The following is a 24,314-nucleotide window of genomic DNA, read 5'->3' as shown; positions in this document are numbered from 1 at the left end:
TGTAGTAATGGATAATTACTTACATTTTAAATAACATTAATTCCCACTTCACAACCTGACCTCGAAGGATAAGAGAGCATTTTTAGTAGAATGTGGGTTGTAAATGATACTTTTGTGACTATTCTTCTAATTAAGGTAGTTGATGGATATTTTGGTAAATGAAAAAATGCGTAAAGGCAAAGTCTGCCACTTGACCTCAGTACATCCTAGGTATGATACCCGAATTTTTATCAAAGAGTGTCAATCTCTGGAAAATAATGGCTATGACGTATGTCTAATAGTGGCTGATGGGCTGGGGAATGAAGTAAAAAACAATATAAAGATATTTGATGTAGGTAAGCCCAGAGGACGATACGATAGGTTTTTAAACATTTCCAATAGGGTTTTGAAGAAAGCACTAGAGCTTAATTGTGATGTTTATCATTTTCATGACCCAGAATTAGTGTTTGTTGGTTCTAGATTACTTAAAACAGACAAAAAAGTAATCTACGATGTGCATGAAGATGTACCTCGTCAAATCTTGACCAAACCATATATCCATTTTGTCTTAAAGAAGGCTATTTCCTTTGTAGTTGAAAAAATCGAATGCAGAATTGCCAAAAAATTCACTCATGTAATTACTTCAACGGAACATATTCAGAAGAGGTTTCTCCTTGTAAATATCAACACTACAAGCATTCATAATTATCCTTTTTTAAAAGAATTCCCTAGTTTAGATACGAATTGGGAGGAAAAAGAAGATGTGGTTTGCTATATTGGAGGTATTTCCGAAGTACGTGGAAACTATGAAAACATTGAGGCTCTTGCACTAATCGAGAAAAGAATGTTGTTGGCAGGGGTTTTTTTACCGGTGACGTATAAGAGTAAATTGATTAAAAATAAAGGGTGGAAATTTGTAGATTTCTTAGGCTTTTTAAATAGGGAGGAAATAATAGATGTACTTGGCAAATCAAAAGTGGGCTTAGTGACATTGCACCCTACAATAAATTACTTAGATTCTCTACCGGTAAAAATGTTTGAATACATGGCCGCGGGGATACCAGTAATTGCCTCTGACTTCAAACTTTGGAAGACTATTATAGAAGACGAAAAATGTGGGGTCTGTGTTGATCCATTGAATGTTAAAGAAATAGCTAGCGCAATGAAGGAGTTGATTGAAAATGATGAGAAAGCGCAGTTAATGGGGGCAAATGGCAGAAAGGCGATTAAACAAAAATATAATTGGGAATCAGAACAAGAAGAATTATTGAAAATTTATAAAAATCTATAAATGAAAATAATCACTATAGTAGGTGCAAGGCCCCAATTTGTTAAAGCGGCCGTTGTCAGTAGAGCTATTGAAGAATATAATAAACATAACGATTCAAAGATAACGGAACTAATTGTGCATACGGGCCAACACTTTGATGAAAATATGAGCTCAGTATTCTTTGATCAGATGAACATACCAAAACCACATTATAATCTTGAAATCAACAGTCTTTCTCACGGCGCAATGACAGGTAAAATGTTGACGAAGATTGAAGAGGTGCTAGTTGAAGAAAAACCTGACTGGGTCTTGGTCTATGGTGATACCAATTCAACCATTGCGGGTGCACTGGCGGCAAAAAAAATGCATATTAAAGTAGCTCATGTAGAGGCGGGTTTACGTTCTTTTAATATGGATATGCCTGAAGAAATCAATAGAATATTGACCGATAGAATTAGTGATATTCTTTTTTGCCCAACTGACACGGCCATAGAAAATCTTAAAAAGGAAGGGTATTTTAATCTCGATATTACGCAAATTAAATGTGGCGATGTAATGTACGATGCTGCACTCTACTATACCGATCGTGCCGAGCGTCCAGAAACAGTTACGGCAGAAGCCGACTTTATACTCTCTACTATACATCGACAAGAGAATACGGACGATAAGGGAAAGTTGACGGAAATTTTTGATGCTTTGGCAGAAATTGCAAAGCAAAAAAAAGTTATACTACCATTGCACCCGAGAACCATTAAAAAGCTTAATGAGTTCGATATTGTACCTGGTAAGGATATTCAGATTTTAAAACCTGTCGGTTACTTTGAAATGATTTGGCTTTTAAAGAACAGCAGCTGTGTTATTACTGATAGCGGCGGTTTACAAAAAGAAGCATTTTTCTTTAAAAAGCCATGCATTACGGTCCGAGATGAAACCGAATGGGTAGAGTTGATACAGAACGGGGTCAACTTTTTAACCGGCTCGAACAAAAATCGCATATTGGCTGCATTCAATGATTTAGAAAACAAGGGTATTGATTTTAACATCAATCTTTATGGACAAGGTGATACTGGTAATATTATTGTTGAAGAATTAGTTGGGCATACTACATAATGAGAATTCTTTTTTTAACCGACAATTTTATACCGGAAACCAATGCACCCGCACATAGAACCTATGAACATTGCCGGGAATGGGTTAAGCAGGGAGAAGAGGTAACGGTGATTACCTGTTTTCCAAATTTTCCTTATGGTAAGGTTTATGAGGGGTATAAGAACAAGTTGTATCAAGTAGAGTGGGTAGAAGGTATTCGAGTAATTCGAGTATGGTCTTTTATGGCAGAGAACAAAGGTTTTGTTAAGAGGATCTTTGATTTTCTAAGTTATATGATTACCTCATTTATTACGGGTCTTTTTATCAAGACCGATTTGATAGTTGCTACTTCACCTCAGTTTTTTACTGCCGTTTCAGGCAGATGGCTGGGTTTTTGGAAGCGAAAAAAGTGGGTCATGGAGGTTCGGGATCTTTGGCCTGAATCGGTAAAGGTTGTCGGTGCGATGAAAGACAATGCGGCCATTCGTTTCTTTGAATATTTAGAGCATAAGCTTTATAAAAGTGCATGGAAAATTATTACGGCAACCGCTTACATTCGCAAAGAAATAATTAATGAGCACCGCATAGCCGAAGAAAAGGTGTTGGTAGTAAGAAATGGTGTAGATTTTGATCAATTTTATCCTGTGCCAAAGGACGATTTTCTAACCTCTGAATTAGGTTTACAAGATAAATTTATTATTGGTTATATTGGCACACATGGTATGGCCCATGCTTTAGATTTTATTCTAAAATCGGCTGCAAAAATAAACAATCCAAAAGTTCATTTTCTTTTCGTTGGGTCCGGTGCGGCCAAAGATGGTCTTTTAGAGCTGAACAAAGAATTAGGGTTAACAAACACGACATTTATAGATCCTGTGCCAAAGGCAGATGTAAAGCGATATATTTCCATTCTTGATATGGGCTTGGTAAATCTTATTGATTCCCCAGTTTTTCTTGGGGCTTTACCGTCTAAAATGAATGAACTGGTCGCGATGAAAACACCGATTTTATTAGGTGTTAAGGGTGAGGCAGAAGAGTTCGTAGTAGAAAATCGATTAGGTATTACATTTATGCCAGAAGATATGACTAGCTTTCTCTCAAGTGTTGACCAAGCTCTTTCTGAGACGAGTAATATTCAAATAGATTTTCAACAGGTTCGAGATATTATAGACAGAAAGAGTTTGGCGAATAGTATGTTACAATTCTTAAAAAACTGAAGTATACACTATAGTGTTTTAGTGGTATTCTTAATCTAAAACGCTGAAAATTTAGCTTGTATAGTTCAATAGTTTAAACATTTACTACTTTTGATTAAAATACAAACCTTTTGTTTTTTCTTGAAACTGCCATACTAGTATTTATAGGGGTTTTTCTCTTGACCTATTTGACCATACCTAAGATTATCAAGGTGGTTGAGTACAAGCGCCTGATGGATGACCCCAATCAAAGAAGCTCACACTCTACGAGAACCCCTACTTTAGGGGGAGTAGCATTCTATTATACTCTAATTTTAGCCCTTTTCTTTATACGAGGGCGAGATGTTTTTGATGAGACCATGTATTTAATACCAGGATTGACTATTCTTTTTATTATAGGACTTAAAGATGATTTGGTAGTCATATCACCAGGCGCAAAACTCTTAGCACAGGCTTTTGCGATAGTCTTTATTTTGGTCAATCCCAGCTTTACCATCCATTCATTAAATGGATTTTTAAACATCAACGAAATTCCTTACTATCTGTATTTGATTATTGGGGGGTTTATGATGTTGACCATTATTAACTCGTATAACCTAATTGATGGTATTGATGGATTGGCATCGGTAGTAGGTATGGTTATAATGGTGATTTATACGACTATTTTTTACATGACCGAAGAATATTTCTTTGCCTTGTTAAGCATCACCATGAACGCTAGCTTAATGGCTTTTCTAGGATTTAATCTATCTTCCGACAAGAAAATATTTATGGGAGATACCGGCTCTCTGATAGTAGGCTTCATCATTAGTATTTTAACATTAAAATTTTTAGCGCTGAGACCTACAGCCTATACTGACTTACCTTTTTTGCTGGAAAACGCTCCATTGATAGCAATAAGTATACTAATCGTTCCCCTATTCGATACCGCAAGGGTATTTGCCATCAGAATAGCTAATAAAAAGGGCCCTTTTTCACCAGATCGCAATCATACTCACCATGTTTTAATTGACTATTGGGGCCTTACGCATAAACAAGCCAGTTTCATTATCGGCTGCTTCAATTTGATGTTTGTGATGCTTTTTATAGTTTTAGGAAGCACCGCCAAGAATTTAGGTATGGTCATCATGTTGGTTTCAGTAGTTATCCTCCTAGGTTATATCTTTTTTAAATACAATTATAATTTCGCAACGCTAAAACAAAAAATACTACTTAAACGAAAAGTTGAGAAAATAAAGTCGAGAGTAGAAGAGAAGGGAAGCTTAAAAAAGAAGGATAGAAAAAATGCCATGGGCGAACCATCTGGTCAAAAGAATGATTCCTTAAATGGTGAACCCATGATTAAACCTAAGAAAAGTGATAAGGCGAATTCTATCAATGGCGAACTTTAACCATATTTAGCTGAACTATTTCTTATACAAGAGTGAAATTACACTAAACCTTACTTAGATCTAGTTTTTACTTCTAATTATTTCACAAGTGCCTTAAAATTCCTGTTCAAAGCGTATTTTTGCACAAACTTTAAGCATGAATATTCTTGTACTAGGCTCTGGCGGTAGAGAGCACACCATCACGTGGCAACTAAGCCAATCAAAACACAGTCCGAAACTTTTTGTTGCGCCGGGTAACGCGGGAACGGCAAAAATTGCCACAAACATACCAATCGGTGTAAACGATTTTGATGCCATAAAAGCAGCTACATTAGAAAATAATATCGATATGGTCGTGGTTGGGCCTGAAGACCCATTGGTCAACGGAGTTCATGATTATTATTTAAATGACCAAGAAATTAAACATATTCCTGTTTTGGGTCCTCAAAAGGCAGCAGCAGAACTTGAGGGTAGTAAAGAATTTGCCAAAAAGTTCATGATGCGCCACGGTATTCCTACAGCCGCATATCAAAGTTTTTCGGCTGAAACATTAAGTGAGGGCTATTCATTTCTGGAAACATTAAATGCTCCATATGTACTAAAAGCTGATGGACTTGCAGCAGGAAAGGGAGTTTTAATTCTTAATGATTTAAACGAAGCCAAAAGAGAACTTAAAACGATGTTGGTAGATGAAAAATTTGGTTCGGCCAGCACAACTGTGGTTATAGAAGAGTTTTTGTCGGGTATAGAATTAAGTGTATTCGTCCTTACCGACGGAAAAGGTTACAAAGTGTTACCAACAGCTAAAGATTACAAGCGTATCGGTGAAGATGATACGGGTCTCAATACAGGAGGAATGGGCGCAATCTCCCCAGTTCCTTTCGCGGATAAAGAGTTCATGAATAAAATACACGACCAGATTGTCAAGCCCACGGTAGAAGGCCTTAAAACGGATAACCTGCCTTACAAAGGTTTTATCTTCATCGGTCTAATAAAAGTTGGTGATGATCCTAAGGTCATTGAATACAATGTTCGAATGGGGGATCCAGAAACCGAAGTGGTGATGCCTCGAATTAAAACTGATTTGGTAGAGCTATTTCAGGCCGTAGCGGATCAGAAACTTGATGAAATCGACTTAGAATTGGATAATCGTACTGCGGCCACCGTTATGTTGGTTTCAGGTGGATATCCGGAAGCATACCAAAAAGGAAAAGAAATGAAGGGCTTCGATGCTATAGAAGATTCATTGGTCTTTCACGCCGGGACTAAAATTGATGGTGACAAAGTAGTAACTGATGGCGGTAGGGTTATGGCAATTACTTCCTTCGGAGATAATTTTGAGCAAGCCCTTGAAGTATCATACAAAAATATTCATAACATCACTTTTGACGGTATGAACTATCGAAAAGATATCGGATTCGATTTGTAGAAAACCAAAGAAATCAGCTATTAAGGATTCCTTTCGCAGGGAATCCTTAAAGGCTTACAAGTAAGAATGTGAACTGATCGTCTTATCTTCTTCGTTATTGTCGTCGTATTGCTTCAATTGCAACATCCAATAGACAAATCCGGCGAAGCCGATCAACATAAATATCCAGTTCAAGAAATTGGCGCCCCACCAACTCTCCATAAAACGAAGTTGGTCCAATGGCCAAAATAGATGGTTTACAAATAAATCCTCTATTCCTTTAAAAAATGAAGTCATCTTATTACCTATATTTACCTGCAAAAATATAAAAAGTCGGGATGATTTCAATCATTTTTGGCAAAACAAAGCCAATTAATTACATTATTGTTCTCTCATTCTTGTTCGTTTTTTACTGGCTGGTACATTTCTCCCTTTTTCATAAAATTTATGCGCCTGACCAGTTGATTGGGCAAGTATTGATACTGGCGGTTTTGTTCTTCAGCATATTCGTTGTCAATTTTATTGTAAAGAGAAACAAAATTACGGGTACAAATTCTTTCCCGATTTTATTTTATGCTTTGTTGACTGTCATTTTTCCTGAAACTTTGGCAGACTCCAACGCTATTTTTTGCAGCTTCTTTCTTCTTTTGGCATCAAGAAGATTAGTGAGCATGAAATCTCTAAAAACAATCAAGTTTAAGTTGTTCGATGCCACATTATGGGTATTGGTCTCTACTCTTTTTTATGATTGGGCAGTTCTCTTCTTGATTCTGGTTTTTGCTGCTATATATTTTTACCAACCCAAAGTAACTAAAAACTGGTTGGTGCCCATAGCGGCCGTTTTCACTTTCTTTATGATTACCGAATGCGTTTTGGTGCTATCTAACAATACTGATTTTTGGATGCGCCACTACCAATTCAAATTTTCACCTAACATGGTATACTTCTCGTACTGGGGCCATAGTACGAAACTTATATTCTATACATTGGGTACTTTGATAATCGGACTTTTAGCCATCATAAAGTTGGGTAAGGGAAATATCGGACAGGTTATCAATATGCGATTGATAGCCCTCTCATTCGTGCTTGGTATTATCTTGAATGTCTTAAAGCTTTCAGATAACGTTTATCCAATTATGGTCACATTTTTTCCGGCCGTGGTATTTTTTACGAAATATATTGAATCGATAAGACGCGCGAATATTAAGGAAATTATACTCATGGCAAGTATTGCATTACCATTTATAGTTTTTTTCAGTAGCATGGCTCTAAAATAGAATTGCCTAAAACCGACCAAGACCTTAGTAATTGATAACTTTGCCATAAAATACACGATATGTTCACTGACTTTGCCTATAAAATATTTGAAGAGAGTATTCAGAAATATCATATAAAAGATACGGTCGACCAGACCTTTGTTAACCCCTACGCCCAAGATGATATTGCAAGACTTTTATTTAGAAAGAATTGGATAGATACGGTTCAATGGCATTACGAAGATCTTATTCGTGATCCCGAAATCGAGCCCAATGCTGCACTTGCGTTGAAAAGAAAAATTGATGCGAGCAATCAAGATCGAACAGATCTAGTAGAATATATCGACAGTTATTTCTTGGAAAAATACCAATCGGTAGAACCGCTGGATGATGCTAGTATCAATACCGAGAGCCCTGCTTGGGCAATTGATCGATTATCAATTTTAGCTTTAAAGATTTATCATATGCAAGAAGAGGTATCTCGAAAAGATGCCTCATCTGAACACGTTCAAAAATGTAGCGCTAAACTGAATGTGCTGTTAGAACAGCGTAAAGATCTTTCAACTGCAATCGATCAACTCTTATATGACATCGAAACCGGAAAAAAATACATGAAGGTCTATCGGCAGATGAAAATGTACAACGATGAAGAAATGAACCCCATACTCCGTGGACAAAAATAAAAGACCCCACATTTTGGTCATTCGTTTATCCGCTATGGGTGATGCTGCGATGACCGTACCCGTACTTGTGGCGTTCGTTGACAAATACCCTACCGTACAAATTACAGTGTTGACCAGAAGTTTTTTCAAGCCGATGTTCTCTCAACTCAAAAATGTTGAAGTTTTTGAAGCAGACGTTAAGGGAAGGCATAAGGGGGTGTTCGGTTTATGGAAGCTCTACAAAGAACTCAAATTATTAAAGATTAACGCAGTTGCCGATTTACACAATGTCTTGCGTAGCAAGGTTTTGAAACGTTATTTTGGTTTTGATAAAACTCCTTTCAAACAGATAGACAAAAATAGAGCGGGCAGAAAAGCCCTGACCCGATCAAAAAACAAAGTTTTCAAACCTTTGACATCTACCCATCAACGCTATGTTGATGTTTTTACGGCCTTGGGGTTTCCTTTCGAATTAGAGTCCAGTCACGTTCTGGCCAAAGAGAAATGCCCCGAAAAAGTAAATAATTTAATTGGTCAAGATGCTAAACAGTGGATAGGTATAGCGCCTTTTGCCGCCTTTGCTGGCAAAATGTATCCACTTGAGCTTATGCAACAGGTGGTCGACGAATTAAATGCCTCTAATAAATTTAAAATATTTCTTTTTGGTGGAGGTGTCTCCGAAAAAGAAAAATTGAAAAAATTAGAAAGCTCATATGAAAACGCAGTTAACGTGGTGGGTAAATTATCATATTCCGAAGAGCTCGCATTAGTCTCTAATCTAGATTTAATGGTTTCAATGGATAGTGGTAATGGCCATCTGGCTGCGATGTATGGGGTGCCAGTCGTCTCTATTTGGGGGGTCACCCACCCTTACGCAGGTTTTTATCCGTTCGGTCAGCCGATTAAAAATGCACTTTTGGCCGACCGGGACAAGTATCCGTTAATACCGACATCGGTTTACGGAAATAAAGTGCCAGAAGGTTATGAAAGGGCCATTGAGACAGTATCACCAAAGCAGATACTATCTAAAATTTATAAGACATTGGATAGATGATGGCATTAATTATAGGTTCCGTATCCAGAAGATTGGTTCACTGCATTTTCAGACTTGGGCTCCATTGATTTGAAGTACTGTCTTAATTGTGACATAAAACGATATTTACGGGCACTCGGTGCTGTTTCTACCATTAAGGTTCGCACCCCTATATAAGCGCTCATCAAATAAACCGCCACACCCTCGCTATCTACATGTCTATCAATATGACCATTGAATTTACCTCGCTGAATGGCTGACACCAAATTGGCTTCCCATATTCTAAGAATATCGTTAAGGTGCTTCATGATTTTTTCATTCTTACCATTGAATTCGTTTATGAAGTTACTCAGAACAAATCCGAAGTCAAACTCATTGTGAACAGCCGTTTCCAAAGCTTCTTCAAAACAGTTGGTTATCATGTCCAAAGTGTTTTCATGACCCTCAATAGGTTCTATAAGCATGCTGTACATCTTACGCACAAGTAGGTTTTCTACAATCTGAATGAAAAAATCTTCCTTTGAATCAAAATGGTAATAGAAAGCCCCCTTTGAAAGGGATAGTTCCTTTAAAATATCATCTACACTTGTGTTATAGTATCCTTTCTTGTAAAAAAGCTCGAGTCCTGTGACCTGCATACGTTGCATGGTGGCCATGCGTTTTAATGTCTTGTTCATAATATCAAATTTGGGTTAAACCGACCGTTAAGTCTCATACAAAGAACCCACCGATTGCACTTTGGTTGAATCTAATTGGTTGTAAGAACATAAAATATCGCCAAACTGTCACAATCTCGACGTACGACCCTCTTTTTACAAAAAGTAACCGACCGCTTAGTCGGTTTAAAGCATCTTTTTTTGGGATTAAAAGCCGCTTAAATTCTAAATAACAATCAAATACGGCAGAGAAGGTAAAGTCTAACATGATGATATTGAGCGTTCATTCTTATATAGGCAACAGTAGATGTTAGACTTTTTGAATCGACCTTATACCCTATCACCCATTAAACATTTAAATATTTTTTAGGATTTTACCTCCTTCGTTTGGCACAAGAATTGACAATTAACAATCGTAAAATTGTTCTTAAAAATTTATATTAATATGGATTACTTAACACTTGCTTTACTAATAAGCGCATCGGTTTATACTATTTTTTTGGTTTTAACCATTAAGACCGTTTGGAGGGATGCTTTTCCCAAACGCCCAGTTTTAATTCCTGTAAAACAAAAAAGAGATAGGTTGAACCGCCGAGGCTAGAAATAGTTTGATGAAAGTTTGTCGTACGGACAAATTGACATTCGTTCAGTCAAGCTGCTTCATGTAAGACGTACAAGTTTAATTTTAAATAAGTTTAGAAAAATGACAAATAACAGAAAAACCGTTCAAGGATGGAGAATCTACCTGTTCTCCGCCCTAATCGCCCTTGGGGTGAGTTTTGCCGTAGTAAAAGGTAGTCAACTTACTAAAGACGAATCGGCTAATATAACAAAGGTTAGTGGGTTACAGGGTCAGCATGCTTTGTTTACTGCGGATAACGAAGGCAATATTAAACCCCTCGATTTTACCGACACTAGTGAAAAGGTGTTGGATGCCGTAGTACATATTAAATCAATTCAAACAAGGGCACAAAATAATGGCAGTGCTCGCGAACTTCCGGATCCTTTTCGTGAGTTTTTTGGTGATATGTTCAAGAACCAAGTACCCCAAGGTGGCATGCAACAACAGCCAATGGTGGGCACAGGCTCTGGGGTAATCATTAACGAGAAGGGTTATATTGTTACCAATAATCACGTTATCGACAATGCCGATGAGGTAGAGGTTACCTTGTATAACAATCAATCTTACAAGGCTACGGTGGTCGGTACCGACCCAACTACCGATTTAGCTTTATTGCAGATTAAGGCTGACGGATTGAAAACAATGGCCTTGGTTAATTCTGATGATGTGGAGGTAGGTGAATGGGTGTTGGCCGTTGGTAACCCAATTGGGCTTAATTCAACTGTTACGGCCGGTATCGTAAGTGCCAAAGCCAGAAGCATTCACATCAATAAAGAAAAATTCGCGGTCGAAAGCTTTATTCAGACCGATGCCGCTATTAACCCTGGTAATAGTGGTGGTGCCTTAGTAAATTTAGAAGGAAATCTTATCGGAATCAATACGGCCATCGCAAGTAGAACGGGTAGTTATACCGGTTATGGTTTTGCGGTACCCAGTAATATCGTCACCAAAGTGGTTGAAGATTTATTGAAATATGGCAACGTGCAGAGAGGTATGTTGGGAGTAAGCATTCGTACAATGGATGGCAGTTTGGCGAAAGAAAAAGAGGTGAACTTCTCTAAAGGAGTTTGGGTCGAAAATGTCGGTGAAGAAAGTGCGGCTGATAAAGCCGGAATCGAGTCAGGAGACATCATAACCAAAGTTGACGACATATTAGTAGGTACATCACCACGACTTCAAGAAATTATTGCGAGTAAGAGACCTGGTGACAAGGTGGTCGTTACGGTAAAGAGAAACGGCAAAGAAAAAGAGTTTGATGTGGTTCTCGAAAATGCCAATGGCACCACTGACATTGTTAAGCGTGAAAAGAAGGAGGTATTGAACTTATTGGGTGCCGATTTCGAAGTGCTCGATGATGAAGTTGCAGAGAAGCTTGACTTAGATGGAGGCGTAAAAGTAGCACGCCTTTATCCGGGCAAGATTCGTAAACAGACCCAAATGAAAGAAGGCTTTATAATCACTCATATCGACGGAAAAAAGGTGAAAGATTTGGATGATATCAGTAAAGCTTTGGAGAATAAGGCAGGCGGAGTAATGCTTGAGGGGGTCTATGAAGGCTCTAAAACTAAATATTACTATGCTTTTGGAATGGATTCGGAATAAGCCTATTCAATTTAAGTAACTTAGATGCCGCATTGAGATTGTTCAATGCGGCATCTTTTTATGTTAAGCTTAAATGAGTGATATTCTTAAAAAATCGATTGGTTTGGTTCTTTCAGGGGGAGGTGTGCGGGGTATGGCACATATTGGACTGATAAGAGCGATGAACGAATATGGAATATCGGCTGAAATAGTCAGCGGTAGCAGTGTGGGCGCACTCGTTGGTGCCTTATATGCCAATGGAAATTCAGTGACCGAAATGCTTTCTTTCTTTAAGGAAACCCCACTTTTCAAATATAACTTTTTGACCATTGTTAAACCGGGTTTTATCGATACCGATAGATATTTCGATGTATTCCGGGTTTATTTTCCTGAAGATAGTTTTGAAGCCTTACAGCGCAAATTACATGTTGTAGCCACCAATTTACAAGATGGTGAACTTTCTTATTTCTCAGAAGGAGAACTTATAGGGCCATTATTGGCGTCAGCTGCTTTGCCTCCGGTTTTTAGTCCGGTCGAACTGAACGGCAAATTTTATGCCGATGGGGGCATAATGAATAACTTTCCGCTCGAACCGATTGCTGATAAGGTCGATTTCGTTTTAGGCAGCAACGTGTCTGTGGTAGCCCCCTTAGAAAGAAATGCCTTAAAGAATTCGTTGCAGATTACCGGTCGTGTCACCGGTCTCATGATATATGCCATCAACAGGTCTAAATTGCAAGCCTGTGATTTTCTTTTGGAGTTTAAGGAGTTAGAGAATATTGGGGTTTTAGACCGAAAGGGTATCGAAAAGGCTTACCTCATAGGTTATGACCGTTCCCGTAGTGCTCTTGATGCTCTGTTGTCTGAATAAGGCTTACAACATGGCACTTAACAATAAAGTGGCAACAACCCATAAAACTACCGAAATCACCCCGCCGATAATCAAAAAATGTTTGAACTTATAGATGCCCATGCTGAAAATGAGGGCATTGGTTTGGTAGCCGAGGGGTGTGAAAAAACTAAAATTTGCAGCGAACATTACAGAAAGTATAAAAGGTTTCACATCAAGATTTAAACCATTCGCTAAAGAAATACCAATGGGTGCCATTATAATCGCAGTGGCATTGTTAGAAACCACACTGCTCAATAACATGGTCGTTAGAAACAATAGCCCGATGATAATCATGGGCTTTTGCCCGGCCATTAGCCCCAAAAGCTCTTGCGTAATAAATTCATCGGCTTTGGCATTACTCATTGCGATACCCAACGGTATCATACCTGCTAAAAGAAATATAATTTGCCAGTTGATTTTTTCATAAATGTGATTCAGTTCTATACACTTGAAAAGCAGCATGGCCAAGGTGCCGGTAATAACGCTGGTCATTACCTCAAATACTCCGGTAGCCGCTAATATTATTGTACTCAGTAGTATTAGAATGGACAAATTTCTTTTATATACCGTTGTCGGTGGCCTACCTTCGAACTGGTTTAAAACGGCCAAATTATTACTGTTCTCGAAGTTGGGTACATATTCGGCATCGGTCTGTATCAACACCCGATCCCCAATTTTCAAACGGGTAAATTCTTTGTTACTTTGATAAAGTCGGGTTTTTAAGTTGGTTAATTTCTTACGTTTGTTAACAGCAAGAGGTATGGCCCTCGGTACGATCATCCGCTTTAATTCGGTAATGGTTCTACCGACAAATCGGGATCCAGGCAATAACAAAAGTTCGAGTAGAACCGATTCTCTATCTCCTTTTTCTTCTTCTTTTTCTGAAGCTTTTTTATTCTTCTTGGCCGTAGCGCCTACCTTTTTTATTTGTGTACCTTTAGTTGATTTAAGCTGATCAGCTTCCTCGCCTTCGATATCAAAATAACCTTCACTTCGCATCTGTTGTAGATTGTCAAGGCTGCAATGCAACAGAATAACATCGTGGGCCCTAATACTCATATTCTTGTTCAAGATATTTTGGTCCCGCCCGTTTCTGGTGATTCGTAAAACGGTTATATCAGATTCTTTGAACATAAATGAATCACCCAGTTTGATATTCACCAGAGAAGAGTCGGGCTCAACATCTATGGTCAGTAAATACCGATCAAGATCATAATTATCCGAAAGGTCACCGGTTTCTTGGGGCAAAAACTTGTAGAAGAGAAGTATAATAATAACGGAAACGATCAAGAAGATGGCACCCATCCATGTAAATTCAAAAAAACCGAGTCGCTCTCCTGTATATCTTGCTGAAATATTATTGACCAGTAAATTGGTAGAAGTACCCATGAGTGTGCAACTTCCGCCCAGGATACTTGCAAAGGAAATGGGCAATAGCATTTTGCCGGGGGGCATTTGATATTTCTCTTTGAGCTCCGCCACTATCTTAATGAAAACAATGACCACGGCTGTTGAGCTAACGAAGGCCGATATACTGCCTGCAATTAGCATAATGGCCAACAAAGCGAATACCATTGGCCAGTTTTTAAGAACTTTAAGACCTTTGGCCAACCAAGAAATGGCCCCATTTTCTTCAAGGCCGATAGCCAAAATCATTAAACAGAGAATGGTAATAACCGCTTTGTTCGAAAACCCGCTTACGGCTTCTTCGGGAGATACCAGACCGGTCAGTAGCAGTGCTGCAATGATGCAGAACGAAATTTTATCCATGGGAAATATCTCAAAGGCGAACAGAAAGATTACTGCGCCGATGATGAGAAAGACCAAAATAATTTCCCAAGTCATAATTAGGGTTAATACGCACAAATATATTGTAAACGACGAATGCAACTACCCCATTCGAAATTAATGCGGATGCTAAAAACAGAAAGGCCCACCAATTGGAGAGCCTTCAAGTATTAATTTTTTAAAAATAACCTAACACCTAAACATCATCATAATCTACAATTAGCGTAGGCGTAAGTGGCAGGGCTTGACAGGTAAGAATAAAACCATCTTCGATTTCACCATCGGTCAATATTTGGTTTTTCACCATTTCAGCCTTTCCCTCTTTGACCCGGGCGATACAGCTACTGCATACGCCCCCCTGGCAAGAATAGGGTGCGTCGATATTTTCTTTGAGTACAGCGTCAAGAACCCGCTCTTTTTTGTCCATTTGAAATGAAAACTCCTCTTCATCAACTATAACTTTCAGTTGTGTCTGACCCTCGGCGTCAACCGGCATTTCGTCTAAAATTTCGGTGGTGGTGAAAAGTTCAAAATGAATTTTTTCTTTAGGGATATCATTTTCTTGAAGCTTATCGGAAACCAGATTGATCATGGCTTCTGGTCCACAGAGGTAGTACGCATCAAATTCGGTGTTTTTGTGTTTGTTCTTTAAGGCGTAATTCACCGTTGATGCATCGATTCGACCGAACAGCGAATCATCTTCTTGGGTCTGACTGGTTATAAAATAGGTGAAGAATCTATCTGGGTGATTCAGTTCTAATTTTACCAGATCGGTATAGAACATGGTGTCTTTGTACGACTTGTTGCCATACACCAACACAAACTTGCTTTTCGGGTCGCTTGCCAAAACGGCTTTCGCAATACTCATAATCGGGGTAATACCGCTACCGGCGGCGAATGCGGCGATATTTTTGGCCTTTCCTGAAGAATTAAATGTAAAACGACCTTCTGGCGGCATAACTTCGAGAACATCTCCAACGGCTAATTTGGTATGTGCGTAATCGGAAAACCCGCCTCTATCTACTTTCTTTACCCCAATGGTAAAACAGTCACTTTTTGGAGAAGAACAGATTGAATAGGCCCTTCTTAACTCTTTGCCTTTTATTTCTTTTTTTATGGTGACATACTGCCCAGGTAAAAAATCGAAAGTTTGAATAAGGTCTTTAGGTATGGTAAGTGTTATGGCCACCGAATTTGGTGTTAACGGTTTGATATGTTTTACCGTAAGGGAATGAAATTTACTCATGAGATGTGTTTATCGCAAATAGGGTGCTAAATTAAGCATTGATGGGCCCATTTGAAACGGAAACAACAAAAAAAGGCATCTAAAAAAAATATATACATAAGAAAATTATGTATATTAGATGAGATAATCTGTTGTAGTGACTATGGCTAATTCGAAACTTTATAAGGGGAGCTTAAATACTATCATATTGAAGCTGTTGGATGAAAAGGGAAAAATGTACGGGTACGAGATTACTCAAAAAGTGAAAGAACTTACCAAAGGCGAATTAACGATTACTGAAGGCGCCCTTTACCCGGCCCTGCACAAGTTGGAGGCAGAAGGTTTGTTGGATGTTGAGGTGGCTAAGGTTGATAATCGTATACGAAAATATTATAAACTCACGGAAGTTGGGGAAAAGGAAACGGTAAACCGTCTTGCTGAGCTTGAAGAGTTTATAAGAAGCATGCAGAATTTGGTGAAACCTAATTGGAGCATTCAATAAGGGTGAAACTAACAAAAAATCACATACAAGAACTATATAAGTTTACCCGTAGGCGATTGGTGGTGCATTACGACCTACAGGCAGAATTGGTAGATCATTTGGCCAATGGTATAGAACAACAATGGCAGAAAAACCCAAAGCTTACTTTTGACGAAGCCCTAGAACGGGAGTTTAAGAAGTTCGGTCATTTTGGTTTTCAATCCGTAATTAAGTTTCGTAAAAAGACAATGAAAACCAAATACAATACCCTACTCTTTAAAGAATTAAAACAATGGGTTTCTTGGCCAAGAATTCTATGGGTTTTGCTTTCTATACTATCTTTAGTGATGGTTCTGAGGGCGCTCCCTCAAGAATATAAGTGGATTATTTTGGCCGTTTTTCTTTTACCTGCTGTAGCTTACTTTATGTATGAGGGCCACAAGGTTCAAAAGAGGTTTCGTAATAAAATTGGGGTAGCCAAGCGTTGGCTGTTAGAGGAAAGACTTCATTCGGTTCAAGGAGTGTCATTGAGTTTTTTGAATATGTTTCAGATTATCAATGGCATTGCCATATTTTCCAAACCAACGGACATCTTGTTTTTAGACCTTATCATTAGTATTTTAATAGTTGCCGGAATTCTGATTAATTATGTGGTAGTTAAAGTTCTCCCAAGTCGTACAGAACTGATTTTGACCCAAACCTACCCGGAGTATAAATTAGTGTCCAAATCATGAAAATCGCCCAAGACCATATACAAGAACTGTATAAGTTTACCCGCAAGCACTATGTGGAGCATTACGACCTACAAACCGAACTGGTAGATCATTTGGCCAATGGTATTGAAGAACAATGGCAAGAGAATCCAAATCTTTCTTTTGAGGACGCTTTACAGAATGAATTTAAGAAGTTCGGTGCCTTTGGGTTTATGGATGTTGTAGAGGAAAAATCGGCGGCAATGCGGAAGAAATACCTAAAAGTTGTTCTAAGCTTCTTAAAAGAATTTGTTAAGTTTCCCAAAGTTTTGCTCACCATGTGTTTGGTGGGTTTAATTACGATTATGTTATGGAACATACCAATCGGTTTTAGGCATGGTTCTGTTTTAGGAATTCTGTTCGCCCACGTTTTTGTTGTGTTTTACCTCCTCTTCAAAAACAGAAGCAACAACGAACTGGAAATGGTTAGGCATGGTAAAAAGTGGCTGCTCAAAGACCAAATTTATAGTTATGGCCATTGGGTTAATTTTCTGAATCTTCTCCCAATTATTTTAAACCTAAAATTTATAAGAGAACAGATTTCTATGGATAATTCACTTGTGCTTTTAGCTTTTGCCTGTCTCATTGTTCTTAGCGCATTTTTGACAGTAACCATTCTTATTGTGGTTCCCTCCAAAGCAGATGAACTATTGTCCAGTACCTATCCGGAATACAATTTTACCAACTAACTGTAACATTTCTTCCTTTTCTTACACCCATGCATAAAACTTGAAACCCTGATTCTATGTTCAAGCACTTCACCAAGTTACAGTGGCAATCATTCTTTCGATCCTCTTCATTGGGAAAAACCTTGGGAGTGAAAATTTTAATGGGCTTCTTTGCGATATATATGCTAGCCTCATTAGCTATGGGCGGGGCCGGTATTTTTTTCATGCTACAAAAGGTATTTCCAGATATAGACCCACTGGTCTCGGTTAACCGGTTCTTGGTGTATTGGATTCTCGCAGAGCTTTTTTTGAGGTATTTTATGCAGAAACTACCAGTTATGGATATCAAGCCCTTTTTGAGCCTCCCCATTAAAAAGAGTAGTTTAACACACTACGTTCTTGCGCGCTCCACGGTTTCCTTTTACAATTTATTGAGTGTATTCTTTTTTGTGCCCTTCTGTATCGTACTCTTAACCAAAGGTTATCCGGCTTTAAATGTATCCCTTTGGTTTCTGTCGATAGTGGCAATCACCTTAAGCATAAACTACATTAATTTTATAATCAATAAGAACGACAAGGCCTTGATTCTTGTTGGCGCTCTCTTGTTGGGCTGCTATGCCTTAGACCGATTCGACATTTACCCAATAACGGAACACATAGGCAATCTCTTTTATACGCTATATGAAAACCCTGTTTGGTTAATCTTGACAGTACTATTTGTAGGCTGCACCTACTACATCAATTACAACTATCTTAGAAATAGAATTTTTTTAGATACCACCTTAAAAAAGAAGACCAAGCAAGTGGTTGCTTCCGATATGAAATGGACCCGTCGCTTAGGGCATATTGCACCTTTTCTTCAGTTAGATTTAAAGCTGATATGGCGTAACAAGCGTACAAAAACGCAAGTATTTTTATCATTGGCCATGATATTATACGGATTGGTTTTTTACACCATGGATGATTTCGGCTCTACCTCGCCCATGCTCGTTTTTGTCGGGATTTTTATGACTGGAATTTTCTTGATGAATTTTGGGCAGTTCATACCTGCTTGGGATAGTGAGTATTATAGTATGATGATGTCTCAGAACATTCCGCTCAGAAATTATTTAGAGTCTAAGGCAGGTCTTATTTATGTGAGCATTGTGGTGATGTTCTTATTATCTGTACCTTATGTCTATTTTGGATGGGAGGCCTTGGCCATTAATTTTAGTTGTGCACTTTACAATCTAGGCGTAAATGTGCCTATAATTCTTTTTTTTGGCTCGATGAACAAAAAACGTATCGACCTAGGAAAAAGTGCGGTGGCCAACATGCAAGGGGTCAGTGCGGTGCAGTTCTTGGTGGGCATTCCTCTTTTTGGTATACCTATGATTTTGTTTACGGTGCTGAATTATTGGGTCTCGTTTCAAGTGGCTATTATCACCTTGAGTGCTCTTGGCGTTGTGGGTTTTGCTTTGAGAAACAACCTACTCGATATGATTACGCGACTATATCGAAATAAAAAGTATCGAATGATTGCCGGTTTTAAAGAAAAGAACAGTTGAAAATATTCGAGCTTATTTCATTTTTAAAAATAAACACATGATTTCAGTACAAAACCTAACTAAAAACTATAGTGGACAAATAGTTTTGAACCTTGAAAGTTTAGAAATACCTAAAGGACAAAGTTTTGGGCTAGTGGGCAACAACGGCGCCGGTAAGACCACATTTTTTAGCCTCTTGTTAGATTTGATTCAACCGACTACCGGGCATATTATTAGCAATGAGATTAGAGTAGATCAAAGCGAAGCTTGGAAAACCTTTACCTCTTCCTTTATTGATGAATCTTTTTTAATAGGATATTTGACCGCTGAAGAGTATTTCTATTTTGTTGGAGAACTTCGGGGTCAGAACAAAGCTGATGTCGATGCCTTACTTTCTACTTATGAAGATTTCTTTCATGGAGAAATTTTAGGTCAAAAGAAATATTTAAGAGACCTGTCGAAAGGAAACCAGAAAAAGGCCGGGATCGTGGCTTCGTTTATTGGTAATCCGGAAATAGTGATACTCGACGAGCCATTTGCCAATCTTGACCCTACCACCCAGATTCGCTTAAAAGGTATTATTAAAGATTTGGCCGCGCAACAGGGTGTTACGGTGTTAGTTTCTAGTCACGACCTTATTCATGTTACCGAGGTATGTGAACGAATAGTAGTCTTGAACAAGGGCGAAATTGTAAAAGATATTGAAACCTCTACGAAAACCTTGAAAGAACTAGAAGAATTCTTCTCGGGATCGACATCTACCATAGCTTAAATAGCAAAAAAACTGTGCTTCAAGGGTTTTGAAATGAAACCACGCCTTAATTGCACTGAAATACCAAAACTGACCAATGAGTTGGTTTTAGTTTTTTCCATTCGTTTTTGAATCATATAGTTGTCGACATGGGGCAGATAATACCCGTGAACGTTCCGTTGGCTCAAGTTTGAGATTCAGTTTTTTTATTTACAGACCATATAGTTTGTAAATTGTAGATACAGATTGTTTCTCTTTTTCTAAAACTCATAGTTAAATGACCCTTTCAACTTTCTTTTTCTTTAAAACTGAGTTTGTATAGAGATACTAGCATTATTTAGCACGGAAGCTTGTTTTTCAGAGACGGCTAATTAATATTTTATCGATGAAATACATAATAATCCGGTTCTTTTTCAGTTAGAGTTACGTACACAGATTTACAATTTTGAAACTACATAATAAACTGGTTCTAATTTCGGTTCTGGGGGGCATCGTTCTAAGTGCATGTTCTACCAAAAAAGACACGTTCGTCAATCGAAACTGGCATGCCCTGAATACGAAGTACAACACTTTGTATAACGGCAATATCGCTTTTGAAGAAGGCCGTGAAGAATTGAACAACACCTATAAAGATGATTACTGGGAACTACTACCGGTAGAACGTCTTGAGGTAACCGAAGAAATTAAACTAGATTCAGAAGATAACAATCCCAATTTTATAATTGCCGAAGAAAAGGCAACAAAGGCCATACAAAAACATAGTATGGATATTCGGGACGAGGAGCGCAATCCTCAAACCGATGAAGCCTTTCTACTCTTGGGCAAAGCGAGATATTTTGATCAGCGATATATTCCCGCTCTAGAAGCCTTTAATTACATTATCAACAAATACGAATACAGCGACAAATTGGCCGAGGCACGTATTTGGCGGGAAAAAGTAAATATTAGGTTAGAAAACGAGGAGTTGGCCATTAAAAACCTAAAGTGGTTAATGAAGTATGAAGACCTTAAAGAGCAAGAGTATGCCGATGCCCGGGCCATGATGGCCCAAGCCTATATTAATCTAGGGGTAAGAGATACTGCGGTACAACAACTTAAAATTGCTTCCTATTACACCAAGAAAAACCCTGAAAAGGGACGCTACTATTACATCATAGGGCAACTCTTTAATCAAATGGGGCATAAAGACAGTGCCAATTATGCGTTTGACAAAGTAATCGATCTCAACCGAAAATCACCACGGGTCTATATGATCAATGCTGAGGTCGAGAAAATAAAAAATACAGAGGTTACCGAAGCGAATAAAGAAGAAATGTTCGAGTACCTCACAGATTTGGAAGAGAATCGTGAGAACAGGCCATTTTTGAACATCATTTTTCGTCAGATCGCTGAATTTCACCTTCAGCAAGAAAACGATAGTGTGGCTTTAGCGTATTTTAACAAATCACTACGGGCTACTCAAAACGAGCCTAAGCTGAACGCCCTTAACTACGAAAATCTTGCGGTCTATAATTTTGACCGAAATGAATATAAATTGGCAGGGGCGTATTACGATAGCGTACTTCCCAATCTGAAAGAGAACACCAAAAAATTCAGGTCGACCAAAAAGAAGCTAGATAACCTCGAAGATGTTGTTAAGTACGAAGACATCGTTCAACACGCAGATAGTGTAATTACCTTATATCAATTGCCCAAAGAAAAGCAGATTGCCTTTTTTGAAGACCATATCAATACATTGAAGGCAGCGGAAGAAGCAGCGGCCAAAAAAGAGGAAAAAAGACAAAATGCCGGTTTCGCCCAATTTGCCCAGAGCAAAGGGGGAAAAGAAAATAAAGGCAAGTTCTATTTCTATAATGTGACCAGCCTTGGTTACGGTAAAAACGATTTTACCCAACGTTGGGGTAAAAGAGAATTGGCCGACAACTGGCGCTGGAGCGATAAGAGCAGGGCGCTTCCATCGGAGGCTACCGGAGATGCTGTTGCCGCCAGCGCGACCGAGGGGTCAGATGCCGGCGTTGATGATAAAATGTCCCTTGATTTTTATTTAGATAAAATTCCGACGGATGAAGGTTTTATAGATAGTTTGCAAACCGAGCGCAACTTTGCCAATTACCAGTTAGGCCTGATCTATAAAGAAAAATTCAAGGAAAATATGTTGGCCGCAGAAAAGCTAGAAGATGTATTGGCCTCCAATCCTGAAGAACGGCTAGTGCTTCCTTCAAAATACAATCTGTATAAAATCTATGAAGAAGAAGGTAGCCCATTGTTGGCTTCGATGAAAGCCGATATTCTCAAAAATCATGGCGATTCCCGCTACGCGGAAATCATTCTTAACCCAAGAGCTGTTCTTGAAGACGATGCCGACAGTCCTGAGGCACGCTATGCAACACTTTTTAGAATGTATCAGCAACAACAGTTTCTGCGTACGATTACTGGGGCCGAAGAAAACATCGAAAAATTTACGGGCGACCCTATCGTTCCAAAACTAGAAATGCTAAAGGCAAATGCCATTGGCCGTTTGAACGGTTTCGAACCCTTTGAAGAATCGTTGAACTATGTGGCCCTCACCTATCCGAATACACCCGAGGGCAAGAAGGCCGAAATGATTGTTTCCGAACAATTGCCGAAACTTGCCGTGACCGAATTTTCACCCGAGCAGGGCTCAACGGGAACCAACAATTGGAAAGTTGTTTTCCCATTTAGAAGAAGCAACGACCAAATTGCATTGCGCGTAATGAAAGAGCTCGAAGAGGCAATTAAAGACTTACGCTATAAAAATATAGTATCTAAAGACATCTATACATTAGAAGAGCAGTTTGTCGTTGTACACGGTTTCAAATCTAAAGATTATGCTTTGGGCTTTGCCGAGCTTATAAAATTTAACAAGGATTACCTTATTGACAATGAGAATTTTGTAATTTTATCTGACAACTACAAGATTGTGCAAGTGCACAAAAACCTACAAGACTATAAAAATCAAATTTTAACCCCAAAACCATAAAAAATGTTTTCCGATAACAAAAAACCTAGAACTATGAACGAAATTGGCGCACAACCGAACAGAATATCAAAGCATACAAAAATTAAAGGTGATATCATTTCTGAAGCTGACTTTAGAATCGATGGAAAATTAGACGGTAATGTAAAGACTACCGGTAAAGTTGTCATCGGTAAAGATGGCTACATTCACGGCAAAGTTGAATGTGTAAATGCAGATATTGAAGGAAGTTTTAATGGTGAGCTTTTGGTATCTGACTTGTTGTCTCTAAAATCTTCAGCAGTAATCGAAGGCACGGTTTCTGTGACCAAATTGGCTGTAGAGCCAGGGGCCACTTTTAATGCTTCTTGTACGATGAAAGGTAAAGGCGGCGCCTCTAGCGCAGGCTCTTCAAACAGTTTTAATAAATCAACACTAGGCAGCAGTGCTTCTTCTGCAAATGAGCCAGCAAAAGCCTCGTGATAACTCGCGCCTAATTCGCAATGCGGCAAGCCTATCGGGTATTGCCATTCAAATGGGGGCCACTATTTACTTGGGCAATCTTTTGGGCGCATGGTTAGATGTCAAGTTCGAAAAAACCTATTTCGAAGATACGGTAACGCTAATTGCCGTATTTTTGTCGATGTATCTGGTCATAAAAAAGGTAATGAATTTGAATAAATAGATGGCATTGTTAAAAACAGTACTATTATATATAGTCGTGTTCACTTTAGTGGGCACGACTTCTTATTTTCTACATAACTTTCTTTTGAATGGCGAAGATGAAACCTTCATTTGGTTATTGAGAAATACATATCTTTTTCATGGTATTTTCTCTTTGTCGGTGATAATTGTCTTTAATCTATTGGCACGAATTAATTCTGTTTTTCCGCAACTGGGTTTTATTTATATGGGTCTATTGGTGTTCAAAATTATGGTCTTTACCATGATTTTTTATCCGCAACTGATGGGAGATCAGACCATATCGCGTTTTCACAGGGCTTCACTTCTTGTTCCTATTGCCATTTTTCTAATATTGGAAGTGGTTTTTGTTATAAAAACACTGCGCAGTAAAGAATCATAGAATTTTCTGTGCTAAAAATGGTTTGAATTAATCAAAGAATAACTACTT

General features: G+C 38.5%; 23 protein-coding genes. 19 read left to right on the top strand and 4 right to left on the bottom strand.

The window, feature by feature from the left end; genetic code table 11:
* Window positions 1-151 precede the first annotated feature (151 nt).
* The 5 genes from IV512_RS04690 to purD all read left to right on the top strand — a co-directional run bounded on the left by IV512_RS04690 (window position 152) and on the right by purD (window position 6,333).
* The gene (locus IV512_RS04690) at window positions 152-1,270 is read left to right on the top strand and encodes a glycosyltransferase family 4 protein (RefSeq protein ID WP_209401166.1); all 1,119 of its coding nucleotides are present in this window, start codon (window positions 152-154) and stop codon (window positions 1,268-1,270) included.
* On the top strand, window positions 1,271-2,359 hold the full coding sequence (gene wecB / locus IV512_RS04685; RefSeq protein ID WP_209401164.1) for a non-hydrolyzing UDP-N-acetylglucosamine 2-epimerase: 1,089 nt from the start codon (window positions 1,271-1,273) through the stop codon (window positions 2,357-2,359).
* Entirely contained in the window at window positions 2,359-3,555 is a 1,197-nt protein-coding gene (locus tag IV512_RS04680; RefSeq protein ID WP_209401162.1) for a glycosyltransferase family 4 protein, read from the top strand. Before wecB ends, IV512_RS04680 begins: the two co-directional genes overlap by 1 nt.
* A gap of 110 nt (window positions 3,556-3,665) precedes the next feature.
* Complete coding sequence (locus IV512_RS04675; protein ID WP_209401160.1) at window positions 3,666-4,925, top strand: glycosyltransferase family 4 protein; 1,260 nt, start codon at window positions 3,666-3,668, stop codon at window positions 4,923-4,925.
* Window positions 4,926-5,061: 136 nt separating this feature from the next.
* On the top strand, window positions 5,062-6,333 hold the full coding sequence (gene purD, locus IV512_RS04670) for a phosphoribosylamine--glycine ligase (protein ID WP_209401158.1): 1,272 nt from the start codon (window positions 5,062-5,064) through the stop codon (window positions 6,331-6,333).
* A gap of 54 nt (window positions 6,334-6,387) precedes the next feature.
* Here purD and IV512_RS04665 read toward each other — a convergent pair whose 3' ends face one another.
* Window positions 6,388-6,609 (bottom strand): uracil phosphoribosyltransferase, encoded by a 222-nt coding sequence (locus IV512_RS04665; protein ID WP_209401157.1) that lies wholly within the window; start codon window positions 6,607-6,609, stop codon window positions 6,388-6,390.
* Between the two features lie 41 nt (window positions 6,610-6,650).
* Between IV512_RS04665 and IV512_RS04660 the strand changes: the two genes are divergently transcribed.
* From IV512_RS04660 to IV512_RS04650, 3 genes are read left to right on the top strand one after another with little or no spacing between them, the layout of a single operon-like run.
* Entirely contained in the window at window positions 6,651-7,589 is a 939-nt protein-coding gene (locus IV512_RS04660; RefSeq protein ID WP_209401155.1) for a hypothetical protein, read from the top strand.
* A 59-nt stretch (window positions 7,590-7,648) separates the two neighbouring features.
* A complete protein-coding gene (locus tag IV512_RS04655; protein WP_209401153.1) occupies window positions 7,649-8,251 on the top strand; it encodes a DUF4254 domain-containing protein in 603 nt (200 codons plus the stop codon).
* Window positions 8,238-9,284: a glycosyltransferase family 9 protein gene (locus IV512_RS04650; RefSeq protein WP_371743256.1), complete on the top strand. Its 1,047-nt coding sequence runs from the start codon at window positions 8,238-8,240 to the stop codon at window positions 9,282-9,284. Before IV512_RS04655 ends, IV512_RS04650 begins: the two co-directional genes overlap by 14 nt.
* Window positions 9,285-9,289: 5 nt before the next feature.
* Here the strand turns inward: IV512_RS04650 and IV512_RS04645 are convergent, their stop codons facing one another.
* Window positions 9,290-9,940 carry a TetR/AcrR family transcriptional regulator gene (locus tag IV512_RS04645; protein WP_209401151.1) on the bottom strand — a complete coding sequence of 217 codons (651 nt, stop codon included), beginning with the start codon at window positions 9,938-9,940 and terminating at the stop codon, window positions 9,290-9,292.
* 682 nt (window positions 9,941-10,622) lie between these two features.
* Between IV512_RS04645 and IV512_RS04640 the strand changes: the two genes are divergently transcribed.
* Complete coding sequence (locus IV512_RS04640) at window positions 10,623-12,143, top strand: Do family serine endopeptidase (protein WP_209401149.1); 1,521 nt, start codon at window positions 10,623-10,625, stop codon at window positions 12,141-12,143.
* Window positions 12,144-12,216: 73 nt separating this feature from the next.
* Window positions 12,217-12,993 (top strand): patatin-like phospholipase family protein, encoded by a 777-nt coding sequence (locus IV512_RS04635; RefSeq protein WP_209401147.1) that lies wholly within the window; start codon window positions 12,217-12,219, stop codon window positions 12,991-12,993.
* Window positions 12,994-12,996: 3 nt separating this feature from the next.
* Here the strand turns inward: IV512_RS04635 and IV512_RS04630 are convergent, their stop codons facing one another.
* Together IV512_RS04630 and IV512_RS04625 are read right to left on the bottom strand one after the other, a co-directional pair.
* A complete protein-coding gene (locus tag IV512_RS04630) occupies window positions 12,997-14,859 on the bottom strand; it encodes an SLC13 family permease (RefSeq protein WP_209401145.1) in 1,863 nt (620 codons plus the stop codon).
* A gap of 139 nt (window positions 14,860-14,998) precedes the next feature.
* Window positions 14,999-16,048, bottom strand: coding sequence for a ferredoxin--NADP reductase (locus IV512_RS04625; RefSeq protein WP_209401143.1), 1,050 nt, complete (start codon window positions 16,046-16,048; stop codon window positions 14,999-15,001).
* Window positions 16,049-16,190: 142 nt separating this feature from the next.
* On the opposite strand from IV512_RS04625, the gene IV512_RS04620 reads away from it, so the two are divergent.
* The 9 genes from IV512_RS04620 to IV512_RS04580 all read left to right on the top strand — a co-directional run bounded on the left by IV512_RS04620 (window position 16,191) and on the right by IV512_RS04580 (window position 24,266).
* Window positions 16,191-16,529, top strand: a complete 339-nt coding sequence (locus IV512_RS04620) for a PadR family transcriptional regulator (protein ID WP_209401142.1) — start codon at window positions 16,191-16,193, stop codon at window positions 16,527-16,529.
* A gap of 2 nt (window positions 16,530-16,531) precedes the next feature.
* The gene (locus IV512_RS04615; RefSeq protein ID WP_209401141.1) at window positions 16,532-17,242 is read left to right on the top strand and encodes a hypothetical protein; all 711 of its coding nucleotides are present in this window, start codon (window positions 16,532-16,534) and stop codon (window positions 17,240-17,242) included.
* Window positions 17,239-17,949, top strand: a complete 711-nt coding sequence (locus IV512_RS04610; protein ID WP_209401140.1) for a hypothetical protein — start codon at window positions 17,239-17,241, stop codon at window positions 17,947-17,949. The genes IV512_RS04615 and IV512_RS04610 overlap by 4 nt, the downstream gene beginning before the upstream one ends.
* Before the next feature lie 56 nt (window positions 17,950-18,005).
* Window positions 18,006-19,475, top strand: coding sequence for a DUF5687 family protein (locus tag IV512_RS04605; RefSeq protein ID WP_209401139.1), 1,470 nt, complete (start codon window positions 18,006-18,008; stop codon window positions 19,473-19,475).
* Between the two features lie 37 nt (window positions 19,476-19,512).
* Window positions 19,513-20,226 (top strand): ABC transporter ATP-binding protein, encoded by a 714-nt coding sequence (locus tag IV512_RS04600; RefSeq protein ID WP_209401138.1) that lies wholly within the window; start codon window positions 19,513-19,515, stop codon window positions 20,224-20,226.
* Window positions 20,227-20,650: 424 nt separating this feature from the next.
* Entirely contained in the window at window positions 20,651-23,206 is a 2,556-nt protein-coding gene (locus tag IV512_RS04595; RefSeq protein WP_209401137.1) for a hypothetical protein, read from the top strand.
* A gap of 3 nt (window positions 23,207-23,209) precedes the next feature.
* Entirely contained in the window at window positions 23,210-23,665 is a 456-nt protein-coding gene (locus tag IV512_RS04590) for a polymer-forming cytoskeletal protein (protein WP_100870362.1), read from the top strand.
* A complete protein-coding gene (locus tag IV512_RS04585; protein WP_209401134.1) occupies window positions 23,643-23,867 on the top strand; it encodes an AtpZ/AtpI family protein in 225 nt (74 codons plus the stop codon). Before IV512_RS04590 ends, IV512_RS04585 begins: the two co-directional genes overlap by 23 nt.
* A complete protein-coding gene (locus IV512_RS04580) occupies window positions 23,868-24,266 on the top strand; it encodes a DUF6168 family protein (protein WP_209401130.1) in 399 nt (132 codons plus the stop codon).
* The last annotated feature ends 48 nt before the right edge of the window (window positions 24,267-24,314 follow it).

This window comes from Pseudozobellia sp. WGM2, assembly GCF_017810075.1.
Classification (GTDB): domain Bacteria; phylum Bacteroidota; class Bacteroidia; order Flavobacteriales; family Flavobacteriaceae; genus JADNYK01.
Note: the sequence above shows the minus strand (reverse complement) of the source record. Positions and strands in the feature narration are given on the sequence as shown.